This window comes from Laspinema sp. D2d (assembly GCF_025370755.1).
GTDB lineage: Bacteria > Cyanobacteriota > Cyanobacteriia > Cyanobacteriales > Laspinemataceae > Laspinema.
Genome location: NZ_JAMXFC010000010.1, coordinates 113,365 through 126,944, shown reverse-complemented (window position 1 = coordinate 126,944; position 13,580 = coordinate 113,365). Strand labels below are relative to the sequence as shown.

At 46.6% G+C, this 13,580-nt stretch carries 14 protein-coding genes; 4 read left to right on the top strand and 10 right to left on the bottom strand.

The annotated features are described in order from the left end of the window. Positions 1 to 85 precede the first annotated feature (85 nt). The 5 genes from atpD to minD form a co-directional block, all read right to left on the bottom strand. Positions 86 to 1,534, bottom strand: coding sequence for a F0F1 ATP synthase subunit beta (atpD, locus tag NG796_RS09550; protein ID WP_261206220.1), 1,449 nt, complete (start codon positions 1,532 to 1,534; stop codon positions 86 to 88). Positions 1,535 to 2,013: 479 nt separating this feature from the next. Beyond that, positions 2,014 to 2,895, bottom strand: a complete 882-nt coding sequence (locus NG796_RS09545) for a choice-of-anchor L domain-containing protein (protein WP_261206218.1) — start codon at positions 2,893 to 2,895, stop codon at positions 2,014 to 2,016. 255 nt (positions 2,896 to 3,150) lie between these two features. After that, complete coding sequence (locus NG796_RS09540; protein WP_261206216.1) at positions 3,151 to 3,330, bottom strand: hypothetical protein; 180 nt, start codon at positions 3,328 to 3,330, stop codon at positions 3,151 to 3,153. 1,179 nt (positions 3,331 to 4,509) lie between these two features. Continuing rightward, positions 4,510 to 4,911, bottom strand: a complete 402-nt coding sequence (gene minE, locus NG796_RS09535; RefSeq protein ID WP_261206214.1) for a cell division topological specificity factor MinE — start codon at positions 4,909 to 4,911, stop codon at positions 4,510 to 4,512. A 33-nt stretch (positions 4,912 to 4,944) separates the two neighbouring features. Further along, on the bottom strand, positions 4,945 to 5,742 hold the full coding sequence (minD, locus tag NG796_RS09530; RefSeq protein WP_261206212.1) for a septum site-determining protein MinD: 798 nt from the start codon (positions 5,740 to 5,742) through the stop codon (positions 4,945 to 4,947). A 42-nt stretch (positions 5,743 to 5,784) separates the two neighbouring features. Here minD and NG796_RS09525 point away from each other — a divergent pair, with 42 nt between their 5' ends. Further along, positions 5,785 to 5,916, top strand: coding sequence for a hypothetical protein (locus NG796_RS09525; RefSeq protein ID WP_261206210.1), 132 nt, complete (start codon positions 5,785 to 5,787; stop codon positions 5,914 to 5,916). Here the strand turns inward: NG796_RS09525 and minC are convergent. The 3 genes from minC to NG796_RS09510 form a co-directional block, all read right to left on the bottom strand. Next, complete coding sequence (gene minC / locus NG796_RS09520; RefSeq protein WP_261206208.1) at positions 5,913 to 6,872, bottom strand: septum site-determining protein MinC; 960 nt, start codon at positions 6,870 to 6,872, stop codon at positions 5,913 to 5,915. The genes NG796_RS09525 and minC overlap by 4 nt on opposite strands. A gap of 201 nt (positions 6,873 to 7,073) precedes the next feature. Next, complete coding sequence (locus NG796_RS09515) at positions 7,074 to 8,843, bottom strand: glycosyltransferase 61 family protein (RefSeq protein WP_261206206.1); 1,770 nt, start codon at positions 8,841 to 8,843, stop codon at positions 7,074 to 7,076. A gap of 100 nt (positions 8,844 to 8,943) precedes the next feature. Continuing rightward, on the bottom strand, positions 8,944 to 10,290 hold the full coding sequence (locus tag NG796_RS09510) for a four-carbon acid sugar kinase family protein (protein WP_261206204.1): 1,347 nt from the start codon (positions 10,288 to 10,290) through the stop codon (positions 8,944 to 8,946). Between NG796_RS09510 and NG796_RS09505 the strand changes: the two genes are divergently transcribed. Beyond that, a complete protein-coding gene (locus NG796_RS09505; RefSeq protein WP_261206202.1) occupies positions 10,289 to 10,456 on the top strand; it encodes a hypothetical protein in 168 nt (55 codons plus the stop codon). The genes NG796_RS09510 and NG796_RS09505 overlap by 2 nt on opposite strands. 17 nt (positions 10,457 to 10,473) lie before the next feature. Here the strand turns inward: NG796_RS09505 and NG796_RS09500 are convergent, their stop codons facing one another. Next, positions 10,474 to 11,193 carry a hypothetical protein gene (locus NG796_RS09500; RefSeq protein WP_261206200.1) on the bottom strand — a complete coding sequence of 240 codons (720 nt, stop codon included), beginning with the start codon at positions 11,191 to 11,193 and terminating at the stop codon, positions 10,474 to 10,476. 136 nt (positions 11,194 to 11,329) lie between these two features. Continuing rightward, entirely contained in the window at positions 11,330 to 12,040 is a 711-nt protein-coding gene (locus NG796_RS09495; RefSeq protein ID WP_261206199.1) for a hypothetical protein, read from the bottom strand. Between the two features lie 370 nt (positions 12,041 to 12,410). On the opposite strand from NG796_RS09495, the gene NG796_RS09490 reads away from it, so the two are divergent. Further along, entirely contained in the window at positions 12,411 to 13,070 is a 660-nt protein-coding gene (locus tag NG796_RS09490) for a MotA/TolQ/ExbB proton channel family protein (RefSeq protein WP_261206197.1), read from the top strand. Further along, entirely contained in the window at positions 13,054 to 13,458 is a 405-nt protein-coding gene (locus NG796_RS09485) for an ExbD/TolR family protein (RefSeq protein WP_261206193.1), read from the top strand. Before NG796_RS09490 ends, NG796_RS09485 begins: the two co-directional genes overlap by 17 nt. The last annotated feature ends 122 nt before the right edge of the window (positions 13,459 to 13,580 follow it).

Below are 13,580 nucleotides of genomic sequence, written 5' to 3'. Positions count from 1 at the left end.
AAAAGTTACTCGCGAATTGACCCGAGCTAATGGTTAATAGCGTCTAACGGTTATTAACCACTAGCAAGAGCGCGCGTTTGAGCAATTAGCCTTTCATTTTTTCGGCTTTGGCGATCGCTTCGTTAATATCGCCCACCAAATAGAAGGCTTGTTCCGGCAGGTCATCCAATTTTCCTGACAGAATCATCTGGAATCCTTTGATGGTGTCTTCCAGTTTCACATATTTACCGGGAGAGCCGGTGAACACTTCTGCCACAAAGAACGGTTGCGACAAGAAACGCTCCATCTTCCGAGCACGGGCCACAGTCAAGCGGTCATCTTCGGACAATTCATCTAAACCGAGAATGGCGATGATGTCTTGCAGTTCTTTATAACGCTGCAGGGTGGCTTGCACCGCACGGGCGGTATCATAGTGTTCTGCACCGACCACGCTGGGTTGCAGCATGGTGGAGGTAGAATCCAGAGGATCCACAGCCGGGTAAATCCCTTTGGATGCCAAGCCCCGAGATAACACGGTGGTCGCATCTAAGTGAGCAAAGGTGGTCGCCGGTGCAGGGTCGGTTAAGTCATCCGCAGGGACGTAAACCGCTTGAATCGAGGTGATGGAACCTTCCGTGGTGGAGGTAATCCGCTCTTGGAGTTCACCCATCTCGGTGGCTAAGGTCGGTTGATATCCCACAGCAGAAGGCATCCGGCCTAGCAGTGCGGATACTTCCGAACCCGCTTGCACGAAGCGGAAGATGTTATCGATGAACAACAGCACGTCCTGTTTGTTGACGTCACGGAAATATTCCGCCATCGTCAGGGCCGAGAGACCGACACGCATCCGGGCACCCGGGGGCTCGTTCATCTGACCATATACCAGGGCCACTTTCGATTCGGGGAGGTTATCGATATTAATAACCTTGGATTCGATAAATTCGTTGTAAAGGTCATTTCCTTCACGGGTGCGCTCACCGACCCCACCAAAGACGGATACGCCGCCGTGGGCTTTGGCGATGTTGTTGATCAACTCTTGGATGATCACGGTTTTGCCGACTCCGGCTCCACCAAAAAGACCGACTTTTCCACCCCGACGATAGGGGGCGAGTAAGTCGATGACTTTGATGCCCGTTTCTTGAATCGAAGGTTTGGTTTCGAGTTCGGTGAAAGCGGGGGCCGAACGGTGAATGGATAAAGTTTGCTCGGCATTGACTGGCCCTTTGTTATCTACGGGTTCGCCAATGACGTTGAAAATTCGGCCTAGGGTGCAGGTTCCCACGGGAACGCTGATTGCTTTGCCGGTGTCCACGACTTCCATGCCGCGTACTAATCCGTCGGTTCCGCTCATGGCAACGGCACGAACTTGGTTGTCACCAAGTAACTGCTGCACTTCGCAAGTGACGGAAACTTCTTGTCCGGCATCATTTTTACCGGAAATTGTCAGCGCGTTATAAATTTGTGGCATATTCCCAGCGGGAAATTTCGCATCTATAACGGGGCCGATAATTTGGGTGATGTGTCCTACGTTGGTTTTTTCTGCGGTGGCTACCATGCTTGGGTCTTTCTCGATAATTCAGCTAAAGGGATCCGCTCTGACGCTCTGAGTTAGCGTTATTTTTGCCATCCTCAAGGGTATCACTAATTGGGATCGCCTTACACTTCTATTTTTGGTTGGATTTTTAAGGAGTTGAAGTCACTTTTTTTAGTCCGGGTAAGGAGCAAGGGCGTGAATATATTTTGGGGTTCCCGCTCAAATATTGCAAATTATTAATTAGAAATATAAGAAGTCAATAATTAGGTTAACTAGAAGGAAGCTGAGGTTAGATCTTGAGTCTTTGGATATTGCGGTGGGTCATGATAATGTTCATGGAAACAGTGACTTGGAACGTGACCCGATGGGAAGGAGTGCGATCGCCCTGAACTGAAACCCTAAGCAAAATTTTCTCTGAATAGTGGCTGCACCCTGAGTAGGTGAGCAATCCGTGGCGGATTCAATCGTTAAACGTCAAGTCAATTTTAGGGAAAAAAAACTTAGTCCCGGGAACGGTTGGAGGATTTGCGACCCTGGCGGAGGATGAGACCCCCCACCAGACAGGAGGCGATCGCTAAACCGGGTTCCGGCACTTTCTCCAAGTCCGGGGGTAGAACTGTTCCCAAAGACCCCCCCTTCAAGAAAACAGCGGAATCCAGGTACCCATCCCCGACATCTTTGATATCAATCGTGAGGGTGTTCCTGGAATTTTGTAGAAGCAGCCCCTCAAAGGTCAATATTTTGGTAAAGCCATCCAGTTTGGTTAAAGTGTCAGGTCCCTTGGGATTGTTGATATAGTCTGGGTGAAAAGGCCCTTCTGGGTCAGATACCAGATTGTTAATGGTTACCGTTTGCTCATCACTCAGCTTGGCGAGATTGGTACCGTTGAGCAACAATTCAAAGGAATCATTGTATTGACTCCCTCCAAATTCTACAAATTCCTCAGAACCAAACACATATTGAAAGAATAACTTACTCGCGGTCTGGTCCGCATCAAAGCTAATTTGCAGAGAAACGGAGTCTGAGATGTTTGGCTCGATAAAATAATCACTCAGGTCATTAGGCATATTAAACAGGTCGGCAACAATCCCCCCATCTGTTTTATTTTCGCCTGGTATATTGCTCACTTTACCTGTGCTCATAACAATCCCTGAACCTAAGCCAAAGGGGTCGTTGTTAAATAACCCGCTGGCTTGGGAATTGCCATCCAGCGTCATTGAGAAATTGCTCAATCCATAGGTTGTACCCAGCAGTGCATTTAACAGCAGGGCTGTATCGTCGTTGGAAGTGATAGTAAAAGCTATAGCCGAGGGGCTAAAGAGAGTGATAGCAACGGTTGATGTAAGTACCGCTCCAATTGTAAAGTTTTTGTAAAGTTTCATACTCGGATTGGGAGCTAGGGATAACTCAAGTTTGGGTTCATTTTAGTGTAGCTCAAACTCAATAAATATACTGAAAATTTAAGAATTCAGAAAGGTCAGCGAACTTCACCCAGTTATCATCTGGGCTGATGTCAGGGTGACAGGATCTCAGCGTCCCGTTTTAGGGATGTAGCCAGTGGGAGAATGGGTTAACCAATGGGATTTTTGAAAGTTCTATCGGATTGAACGACGCAGGAACAGGCCAAAACAGGGCAGTTAATCGCGATCCCTAGCACTGCCACGATAATGGGAGGAAATAGGTTTTTCAACGTGGTGATGAGAAGATGAGGGGTGATCCAGTTGGGTTTGATGCCAATCGGACCAGCAGAGTTTGATGTTGGGTTCATCTACCCCCAAACCCATCAGGAGCCAGGTAGACAGTAAAAGTGGAAGCATCAGATAGTTATGTGTGGCAACTCACAGAAACCTGGGATACCTGTTGACACACCCTTAATGGATTGAGATTGAGAATTAAAGGTTGGATGAATTGTTTCCCACTTTGATCGTAACTCAAACTCTTCCCACTTCAGGGATTTCAGTTCAAACCCTGGAGTGAGAAGGCTCTGAGGGAGTTTCTTTTTCCGGACCCGGAAAAATTGGTCTCGAAAAATTTACGTTTCTTTATATTTCCGCAAAAATACGGAGTTGCCCGCCCGGGTTTTTCGAGTTTAACTTTACAGAAAAAATATAATACCAACATCAAAACTTTACAATGGGACAGAGTGGGCCTCTGTGAGTTGCACTGACGGTAGTTTAATGTCTGCCTATCCCCATGAAAGGTATGATTTAAAATCTTCACAGAATCTAAAAAAAATCCGGGTAATATGGGAAAGAATATGGGGATAGTTTAGGCATTCTGTTACAAACTGTTTTTGGATTAAATAGGGTTGTCTGAAAGGAAAAAGAGGGGAGCTAGATAAACCCTGCTTCCCGATTTTGTGGCAATTGTTAAAACCATTGGATCAATCAGATTTCAATTGATTGTTTATAGTCCATAAAATTGAGGTAAATTTTGAGGATTAACGGTCAATAAAATAAGGATTTGTGAACCTACCTGATAATAAAAGTGTTGGAAAATAATGGTTTGCTCTCCTTTTCCGACTTTTCAGATTCTGCTCCCATAACCCTTGGAAGGGACGAAGCTAGAGGAATAAATATTAGTTCGGTTCCCCTCCCCTAGACCTTCTAAAGGGGGCAGTTATATTATGTTTGCTCGATCGCAGACACTGCTCTAACCCTCCACACTCTTCCTTGCAAAGGATGGGGGAGAAGAGGAACACAGAAATTTTTAGGTTAATCACCGGACTTGATATTAGAGGAATAAATCTTTATCTGGGGTTTTCCCCTAATAGGGTGCCAGGTTGGTAAAACTCTTTTGAAATCATGGGGATGGGGTTGTGAACCGCGACCGATCGCCCTTCTAGTCAGAGCTAGAATATGGGTTAGAAACCCGCTAAGGAGCATTGATCGCCCGCTAAAATTATCTAGTTTAAATGGGTAAGCAGCTTAGAGATTAAAAAAAAGCAGGTCTTTATAAAGAGGCCAACTGGGAGAGAAGGCGATCGCCGATTTGAATCAAGAGGGAGAGGTTGATTCCGCAGAGGGGCTTAATTCCGCAGAGGGGCTTAATTCCACAGCGGGGGTTAATTCTTCTACAGTGGGGGTTAATTCCGCAGATGGGGGAGGTGGGGTAAATGAAGGGGATGGGTTTTCTTCTTTGACTCTGCGGATAGGGAGATTAGCAATTAAGGCTGTGGCACGCTGATTGTTTTCCAGGGAAATATCCAACCCTTCGAGGTCGAGTTCGACGTAGCGAGACACCACCTGGAGTATTTCCTTTCGCATCGCCTCCACGGTGTCTGGGTCGAGGTCAGCGCGATCGTGAGCCAGCACCAGTTTCAGACGACGCTTGACCTCCTCACGACTATTTTCTTCGCCAGTTCGAGGGAAAAGTCTTTCGATAAGTTCGCTAATCATGGTGCTTGGGGTGTGGTAGAGCCTTACATTATTTTACCCGAAAATCCGTTTCCGCAGACGGCTAAAAAAGTTCTCTTGAGGAACGCGCATATCCAGAAAAGCCACCTTTTCACCTTCTAAGCGGCGAGCAATGTTGTCGAAGGCAACTCCAGCCACGGAGGGCTGATCAGCTAATACTAAGGGTTCGCCGCGATTGGTGGAAACAATGACTCGTTCATCGTCGGGAATGACCCCGAGGAGGTTAACGGCCAGAATTTCCTGAACGTCCTCGACGGACATCATATCATTAGCTTCGACCATTGCGGGTTTGATGCGGTTGACAATGAGGTTAATTTTCTTGACCCCATTGGCTTCAAGCAAGCCTACAACCCTGTCGGCATCTCGAACGGCGGCGATTTCCGGGGTGGTGACGATAATGGCTTCGGTGGCGGCGGCGATCGCATTTTGAAAGCCCATCTCAATCCCAGCGGGAGAGTCGATCACAATGTAGTCATATTTTCCGACTAATTGAGCGACAATTTGCTTCATCTGATCGGCGGTAACCACATCTTTCATGCGGTTTTGGGCAGCAGGTAACAAGGATAGGTTGGGCTGCCGTTTATCTTTGACTAATGCCTGCTCTAACCGACATTGACCCGAGAGCACTTCAACGGCTGTGTAGACGATCCGGTTTTCCAATCCCAGAAGCAAGTCTAAATTTCGTAGACCGAAATCGGCATCCACAACAGCAACATTGCGGCCCCGTTTTGCTAGAGCCATACCTAGATTCGCTGTGGTTGTGGTTTTGCCCACTCCCCCTTTACCGGACGTGATAACTATAATGCGACTCATGTAAGAAGAAGACTCTACAACTAACTGCTATTGGATCGGTTGGTGTGTCTGACTCTCCCGGATAAAGAAGAGCGGCACAGTGACGGACCTGATGAAGGCTTTTACGATCTAACGAGCCGATTTAATTTAGCACGATCGCGGAACCCTTGGTTGAGTGGAATGCGATCGCTTTAGGATTTTAATTCCAACTGAGCTTTAGAAAAATCAGCGGCTTTGGCAATTCGGATCCCTTCAGGAGAGACGTAGGCGACTTCCGGATAAAACTCCGGTAGGGGTTCGGGCGATCGCGCTACCCAGTCGGCGATCCGAATTTGGGTGGGTTCCATTTGGAGTGCCATGACGATACATTGCTCGTTACCATTGGCACCGGCTTGCGCGAGTCCCCGCAAGCGCCCCCAAACCAGAATATCTCCATCAGCAATGATGGATCCCCCGGGGTTGACATCGCCGACGAGGACGACGTTACCGGGATGTCGAATATCAACGCCCGATCGCACTGTGGTTTCCAAATACAGGGGGTCGGCGAGGGCTTTTCCAGTGGTAACGGGGTTGGGATTAAAAGGGGTAACGGTGGTGCGTTGTTCGACGGAGTATCCGGCGGTGACGGCGGCAACGGCGGTTTGACGACGAGAGGTTTCGATACGTTCTAGTCTGAGTTTGGATTCGGCTAGGGCTTCAGCGATCGCCTGGAGTTGTCTACCATCTAATAAGCGGTCCTGGGCGATTAATTGCACGGAGGTGTCTGCTTGCCAAAAGCGATCGCCTGCATTCAGGCGATGCCGAATTTGTTGTAAAATTTCGGTCCAAGTCGCCTGGGTTGTGGTGTTGGCGTCGGGACTGCTACTTTCGTTGGGCAATAGGAGTGACAGGGTGCCATCCTCTTGGGTTTTAAACCGAACTTGTGCATTAGGGGCGATCGCCTGTTTTTCGGCAATCCCAACACTTTCTGTACTGTCTGTCCCGTTCGGTTCTCCCTGTTCGGAAACGGTGGAATCGGGAGGGGTTTCTGTGGACTCTACCTGTTCAGACAGGATGGACGGGTCCGCGTTGGCGGAAAGATCCCCCTCGGAAACCGTTGATTCGCTTGATTCGGTTGATTCGATAGAAGAGAGTGACGTATCAGAACTCATGCCAAATATTGCCTATTGCCATCCCGTGAATGGGATTGTACTTTCGATTCGCATGGATTTTAACATATTTAACGGGACTTAATCGGCCTTGGGATGATTGGGTGGGGTTGGGGTGCTGGGTTGGCTTTCCCTTCTGAGCGATCGCTACGGCTTGGGGTTACGCGGCTCAATGGGACCCACGCCGCCGCTTTGGTTACCATTCTAAATCATTCCTGAAAAGTGCATGATATGTACCAAGGAATCGAGATTGACCACAATATCCTCATAGAGGGGATGATTGTAATACCGTCTGGGGATGGAGATGGGAGTTATATACTCATCTAAGTCTTCTCCGATTAAATAAGAATAATCTAAGCCGATAATATTGCTAACAACCCAGTAGTTCACTGACACCATATCGGGGGAGAAAATTTCTATCAGTCGCGTGCCCGGGTTGCAAAAGACGGTATTGGTTAATCCGGCACCATGAGGGGCGATAATGGCTTTAGCATTCGCAAATAAGGCGACTTGTTCGAGAAATGAAAGAGATTCTAGGATAATGGGAACGAAACCATAGGGAGATAACCGGGCGATCGTCTCCTCTTCATTGAGGATGCGGCGATAACTGGCATTACGACGACTGATATAGATGCGATCGGGGGTTTGCAATCCCTGGGCTGTGGCTTTTTCTAAAAAGGATTCTCGGAGAAACTGAGAACTCCAGGGAGACATTAATCCCACATCTCCCGGTAAAGATGGAACGACTAAGTTTGAGGTTTTGATATGGGGATTTTGCGAATTTTGGATAATTTTATGAGTCGGGATTCCCAGCAAATTTAAGGTTTCTCGCTGAAATGGTAAATGACAGCTATTGACGACAAAAAAATCAATCTCTTCTAATTGAAGATCTGCCAGTTGTAATAATTTGATACGGGGTAGCAAATCCGCCATCCAATGATAGTAAGTATTGCCTCCTCGCACAGATAAAAAGGCGGTTGTTCCAGCTAGGGGAGTGGCTGGGGGTAATTTTTGGGAAATGGCAAGCGTTGAGGCGCTACCTTGACAGAGTTCATCTAGGAAAAGACCCTCGGAGTTGATCACGGCTGTGGAGTAGGAATCTCCCCAAGCCCGTCCAGAAGGAATCTGGGTGACAAATGTTTCGGGATTGCGGTAAACTTCCCACCTAAAATAAGAATGAAAACTGCTATTATAGGTCTTTGGGGGAAAGAGCTTGACTGAGGTTTTGAGATTAATGGGTAGATAGGTTCCCGTTTTATAAGTGGTGAATTTAGAGGAGATAGTAGTCGGAAAAACACCGGATACAAAGTCTGTTAAGAGCGAATTAGGAAGGAGATGAATAGCACAAGCAAAAGCTTCTTCCATCCGCTCTTTTTTGATTAAGGCTTGGCCTAAATTCTGATAAGCCGATTCAAAATAGGGTTGAATCTGCAAGGTTTCGAGATACGCAATAATTGCCTCATCCAGGCGTTCTTGTTCTAAAAAGATATTGCCTAAGTTAAAATAGGCTGAATGTAAGCTTGGCTCCAAAGCTAGGGCTTGTTGGTATAAGGCGATCGCTTTAGTTAACTCCCCTTTTTTTCGCCACATTACTCCCAGATTTAAGTAAGATTTGGTATAAGTTGGGTCAATTTTTAAGCAGTAACTATAACATGAAATTGCCTCGTTAATTTCCTCTTTTTCAACGAATTCTCTGCCTAAATCTAAAAAGAAATCTGCTGAAATTAAATCCGGTTGAAGTTCTAAAACTTTCAGATAGCATCTCAAAGCGGGTGATAGCTTGCCTTGCGATCGCCAAATATCTCCTAACCCTTGGTAACTCAAGGCAAACTCTGGCTGGAGTTTGATGATTTCCTGAAAAAGTAACGTAGCTTGGGTAGAATTCCCTTCCTGGAGATGCCTCTGAGCTTCTTGATAGAGAGATGCCGCTTGTTGTCCTAATTTAGGAATAGAGATGGCCTGAATTTGATTCATAGAAAGGAAAAATTAGCCCACGGGAAAATAATAGTACAAACCGCCGGAAAGTTTACCTCCCGGCAGTGATGAATCGGAAAATTTTAATCGTTATTTCCCTCTAATTACGATGCGTAAGTCGCCGGTACACCGTCACTAATCCATCGGCATCGCCGACATTACCCGGAAATAAAACCACGGGTAGATTGGGAAATAAAGGGTGATGATTCGGCGTTTGAACCATTGAACACCCAGCAATAATTTGACCGAGGAGACGAGCGCTGGTTAAGGCTAATCCCGTACTTAAAACATCATTGGAGGTAATCCCACCCTTGCTAATTAAAAAGCCGATATCTTTAGGCAATCCGCGCACAACATCCATTAATAAAGCAGAAACAGCGACGCCAAATTCTAAGCGGGTTTGAACATCGGGAAAAGCAAGTTCTTGGCGACTGGTATAAACTACCGGAGTATTTCCCGCCTGGTGTGCTTGTTGGACTTGATCCAGAATGGTTTGTAATAATTTTTCCCGTTGGGTGGGTGATTCTTCGAGTAAATGCGAGACATCAATTTCAATGCCGGTTACGGAGGTTTCTAATAGTAACCGTTCTAATTGTTGGGTTGTTTTTTTAACGTGAGAACCAACAATGATTGCACCCGGTTTGGCTTCTCGCACAAATTGACTCATGTCGATCGCCGCAACAGGTTGGGGTCCTAGATTCGCCAGGGAAGTGAGAAGACTGGCTGCACTCCGAAATAGGAAGCGTTTCCCTTGACTCGCAACGGCGATCGCCGACGCCGCAAAGGTGTCCAAATCCGATTGAATTTCTGCATCCACGGCACAACAACGGTTACCCGATAACTGCATTAACCGTTCTTGAAGAGAAGGGTTTGTAGGGTTTTCAGAGGAACGCAAATCCGCGAGTAAAAAGCAATCCACTTCGGTGGCGGGAATCCGTCCCTTGGTTTTTTCTGCTACATAGTCGGGAAGATAACTATATTGATATCCGAACACGGAATCTTTAGCAAATTCGGTTTCATGAACCGGAGTTTCTACCCCATCAATAATTAAATAATGGGTACTATTTTTGGTGATCCGTCCCCCTTCAAAAAAGGCGGGGACGAGGAAATGTGCGTCAAAGGGACCAAGTTCTTCGGCGATCGCATCGGTTTCGATGGGATAATGTCCGCGTAGGGTGGAGTCAGAACGACTGACAACCAGGAAATCTGAAATATTTTCTGCCGCGAGTGCTTGTTTGAGGTTCTGGCAGACAACGCGAGTGGTGGCATTCGCTTGATCCGGGGTCAGCGATCGCGTATTAGTGAGAACGAAGAAAATGGGGACTTCCTCGCGCAATCCCAGGCGCAAGGTTTCGACATCCCATTGAGTCAGCAACAGGCAACTATGTACGGTTTGGGAACCCGTCGGATCGTCATCGAGAACGATAATTTTCGGTTGAGTGTTCATGGTTACTTTTGACGCGGTTGCTCCCATTTTCTCATCTTCGGGGAACGGGCGATCGCGATCGCACCCCATCTGGATGCAATTTTTGCTGAAAGTTTGGCGACTCCCTCCCACGCGATCGGTGCAAAAACAACTCCACCCAAAGGGTTTGGGAGGGCGACTCTCTTGATTAGGCTTTAAAAACGGTTAATAATGATGCCCTCTATCTTGCAGTTTTCTGAGTTCTCCTTGGGTGTTTAAGGCAATTTGTAAAGCTTCATTGAGCAATCGTCCCCGTTCACTGGCTTTATCGCTCACTTGCAACGCTTCGATCGCGTTTAAATTATTGGCAAATAATTCAGGATTGCGTTCGATAAAGTTGCGATTTTCTCTTAAAATGCGTTCGGTTCTTAAGGCACGAATTAAATCTTGCCGGGTAAGTTTCAAAGCATCAATGATATCATCGCGGTTGGTCAATCGAACCCCGGGATTTCCCACATCTTCCAGGGAGTCATTCAGTTCGATCGCCTTAATTAAATCATTATAATTTTCGACATCATCGAGAAGACCCAGAAGAGAATCCCCCTTCCGGGTGTTATTTTTCAGCCAGATAAACCGGGAGGCGATCGCACTGATACAAGTGGTACTCGCTAGGGTTCCCAAAACAATCCAAGATGGGGCATTATTAAAAGCTAAATCCAAGGGAACTCCTCTAATTTCCCAGGCAATCCAATCTCCAAAGGCTAAGAGGGCTATAAATAAAATAATGGTTAAACAACTAATGAGTAACGTCTCTTTATATAAAAAATTTGACCTTCTGTTTGCATTTTCCATCGTCGAAGGTCGAATTAACTCATCTACGGACACCCCGCTGAGGCGTCTGAGTTCTCCTTTGCTAATTTCTAAGCCTTGTAAATCTCGTCGCACGGTTTGATACTCCTATCAATAGAATTGCCACTGACTTGATTATGCCAGTCCAGGCCCTTAGTTCAGAGTACCCTTGGACTGGTCGATATTTTAACAAATTCAGGGATAGGATTTCCCTGCCAGATGTCCGATTGTTTTAGGTGGAGTCGGGAGTTTGAGGAGACGCGGATCGGGTTCTAGGGGATAATTTGCCAATTTCTTCATGGGCACTAAGGGCAATCTGCAAGGCTTCATTGAGGAGGCGTCCATGTTCACTGGCTTTGTCGGCAACTTGCAAGGCGGCTAAAGCGGTTAAGTTGTTGGCAAAGATTTCGGGATTTCGGGCGATGAATGTTTGATGTTTGCGGAGGATTCGTTCAGTTCTTAAAGCGCGAATTAAATCTTCTTTGGTTAATTGGAGGGCTTGAACCACTTGTTCGCGATCGCGTAAATGAACGTCAGGATTTCCCACTTCTTCAAGGCGATCGTTGATATCAATGACGCGAATGATATCATTAAATCGTTCTACTTCATGCAACAATCCCGGGAGAGATTGGCCCACGTGTTTTTTTACCCAGAAAAACTGCACCAACTTTGTGAGAAATAATCCCAAAACCAGTTGGGTACTCAGGAACAACCACTCGAAAGGAAAGGTGAGATTTAAAAGGGCGATCGCCACGGGGTAGGTTAAGCCAACTGCAAAGGCGAACAGAAAGGGTAAATAGCGGATTAACCCCGGTGAATCGGGTCCAGGATCTAAACTGAGGAGGGTTGGGATAGAAAAGTGGTTAACCGCTTCAATATCCAGACCACTCAAGCGCTTAAGTTCAGTTTTGGGGATGGGTAACTCTTTGAGGTCCGGGCGCACGGTAGAATCTCCCTATCTTGTTGATAGTTTAGGATGATGGATCTGCCATGAGGCGATCGCCTGTTTTATTCTGGCATAGACCCAAGGGTTTGAGCAGGCTTCGGGAGAAGCACTTTTGAGGGTCTATCGCAATAACTGGGGTAAAGTTGCAATAATTTTAAACGGGGAAATAAGCAGGAGAGACCTTGCAATACCTTCAAACTCGGGTCCCTGAGATCATAGGAATCCGGGTCAATTTCTTTTTCTTCAATTTTACAAACCCTCTTGACAAACTCTCCTCATTTGATCTAGGCTTTTTGAGAAAATTTATCAAATAAGAGCAGCAGGACCCGCCCGGGTCTCTGTTGTGGGTTCGAGGAACGTAAACTACATGGGTAATTTCGGTAAGATAATGGCTGCGGGCGGGATAGTCTCAGTACCGCTCCTGATTGCTTCAATCCTTGCATTAGCGCTGATTGCAGAACGCCTATTTTTCTGGTTTCGGCTAAATCGCCGCCAGGGGAGAATGGTCCGCGAAGTCTTGCAACTCTATCGCCAAGACCCGGATCTCGCGATGAAAAAGCTCCAACTCAATGCAGATTTACCAGTCGCCCGAATCTTTTTAGAGGCATTGGCGCTAGATGACCCCAATCCGGAAGAGTTTCGACTGGCCCTAGAAAGTGCTGCCCAGGCGGAAATTCCCCTGCTCAAGCGCTTCAATACCGTGTTTGAAACCATTATTAATGTCGCCCCTTTATTGGGGTTATTAGGGACAATTTTAGGCTTGATGCAATCATTTGGAGCCCTCAGACTCGGGGATGTGGGGGGTAGCAATACCACTGGGGTAACGGGGGGGATTAGTGAGGCCCTTGTTTCTACAGTCATGGGATTAGTGGTGGCAATTTTTACCCTGCTGTTTGCTAATACATTTCGCAGTTTTTATGTCCGACAGATTGCGTTAATTCAAGAAGTCGGGGGTCAGCTTGAGTTACTCTATCGTCATCGCTATGAAAGAGACAGAGGAGAACAAAAGTATGCGTCTACCCGATGAACCGGAAACTCAAGCTCAGATTAATATTGTCCCGATGATTGACGTCATTTTTAGTATTTTGGCGTTTTTTATCATTTCTTCAATGTTTTTATCGAAATCTGAAGGATTGCCAGTGAATTTGCCCCAAGCCTCTACGGCAGCGGTGCAAACGGAAACGGTGAAACTGACGGTTTCTATTGATGCTGAAGGAATGTTGATGCTGGATGAAAAGACGATCGCCTTGGAGGATTTAGAGCAAGCGGTACGCGATCGCATGAAGGCTGAACCTGTTTCCGTGGTGGTGTTAAAAGCCGATAAAGCCGTTGAACATGGACAGGTGGTGGAAGTCATGGATCGGGTGCGTCGCATTGAAGGGGCAAAATTGGCGATCGCTGCTGAAAAGCCCTAATTCATCCCACTTTTTTCGGGGCTGATTTCTGATTTTTACCGATAGGGGACTGGGTTACTCCCCAGAAATCAGCCGCGACAATTTTTTAATCTCAAATTATTGAGAATTATTAGCAATTTTCA

Bases quoted from the DNA above. Each gene is read 5' to 3' on its own strand.
- minD (WP_261206212.1), bottom strand. From the start codon at position 5,742: ATGAGTCGCATTATAGTTATCACGTCCGGTAAAGGGGGAGTGGGCAAA.
- NG796_RS09515 (WP_261206206.1), bottom strand. From the start codon at position 8,843: ATGAATCAAATTCAGGCCATCTCTATTCCTAAATTAGGACAACAAGCG.
- NG796_RS09540 (WP_261206216.1), bottom strand. From the start codon at position 3,330: ATGCTTCCACTTTTACTGTCTACCTGGCTCCTGATGGGTTTGGGGGTA.
- NG796_RS09545 (WP_261206218.1), bottom strand. From the start codon at position 2,895: ATGAAACTTTACAAAAACTTTACAATTGGAGCGGTACTTACATCAACC.
- NG796_RS09510 (WP_261206204.1), bottom strand. From the start codon at position 10,290: ATGAACACTCAACCGAAAATTATCGTTCTCGATGACGATCCGACGGGT.
- atpD (WP_261206220.1), bottom strand. From the start codon at position 1,534: ATGGTAGCCACCGCAGAAAAAACCAACGTAGGACACATCACCCAAATT.
- NG796_RS09505 (WP_261206202.1), top strand. From the start codon at position 10,289: ATGGTTACTTTTGACGCGGTTGCTCCCATTTTCTCATCTTCGGGGAAC.
- minC (WP_261206208.1), bottom strand. From the start codon at position 6,872: ATGAGTTCTGATACGTCACTCTCTTCTATCGAATCAACCGAATCAAGC.
- minE (WP_261206214.1), bottom strand. From the start codon at position 4,911: ATGATTAGCGAACTTATCGAAAGACTTTTCCCTCGAACTGGCGAAGAA.
- NG796_RS09485 (WP_261206193.1), top strand. From the start codon at position 13,054: ATGCGTCTACCCGATGAACCGGAAACTCAAGCTCAGATTAATATTGTC.
- NG796_RS09490 (WP_261206197.1), top strand. From the start codon at position 12,411: ATGGGTAATTTCGGTAAGATAATGGCTGCGGGCGGGATAGTCTCAGTA.